This is a genomic window from Flavobacterium sp. FlaQc-49 (genome assembly GCF_044005985.1).
GTDB classification, from domain to species: domain Bacteria; phylum Bacteroidota; class Bacteroidia; order Flavobacteriales; family Flavobacteriaceae; genus Flavobacterium; species Flavobacterium cupriresistens.
Genome location: NZ_JBIPCS010000032.1, coordinates 1 through 817, shown reverse-complemented (window position 1 = coordinate 817; position 817 = coordinate 1). Strand labels below are relative to the sequence as shown.

At 47.9% G+C, this 817-nt stretch carries 1 rRNA gene; it reads left to right on the top strand.

Annotated elements, in window-relative coordinates:
• Positions 1-817, top strand: a 23S ribosomal RNA gene (locus ACHRV3_RS22950); the annotation flags it as partial.

The following is an 817-nucleotide window of genomic DNA, read 5'->3' as shown; positions in this document are numbered from 1 at the left end:
TAACGGAGTGAAATAGATCCTGAAACCATACGCTTACAAGCGGTCGGAGCCCTTTCGTGGGGTGACGGCGTGCCTTTTGCATAATGAGCCTACGAGTTAACGTTGCTGGCAAGGATAAGTGGTTAAGTCACGGATCCGTAGCGAAAGCGAGTCTGAATAGGGCGCTTTAGTCAGTAGTGTTAGACGCGAAACCGTGTGATCTACCCATGGGCAGGATGAAGCGCTGGTAACACAGTGTGGAGGTCCGAACCGGTTGACGTTGAAAAGTCTTCGGATGACCTGTGGGTAGGGGTGAAAGGCCAATCAAACTCGGAAATAGCTCGTACTCCCCGAAATGCATTTAGGTGCAGCGTTATTTTAGTTATATAGAGGTAGAGCTACTGATTGGATGCGGGGGCTTCACCGCCTACCAATTCCTGACAAACTCCGAATGCTATATAATGATTGATAACAGTGAGGGCTTGGGTGCTAAGGTCCAAGTCCGAGAGGGAAAGAACCCAGACCATCAGCTAAGGTCCCCAAATATATGCTAAGTTGAAAGAACGAGGTTTGTCTGCCCAGACAGCTAGGATGTTGGCTTGGAAGCAGCCATTCATTTAAAGAGTGCGTAACAGCTCACTAGTCGAGCGGACGAGCATGGATAATAATCGGGCATAAGCATATTACCGAAGCTATGGATTTACAGTTTTGCTGTAAGTGGTAGGGGAGCATTCTAACAGGGTTGAAGGTGTATCGTAAGGTATGCTGGACTGGTTAGAAAAGAAAATGTAGGCATAAGTAACGATAATGCGGGCGAGAAACCCGCACACCGAAAAAC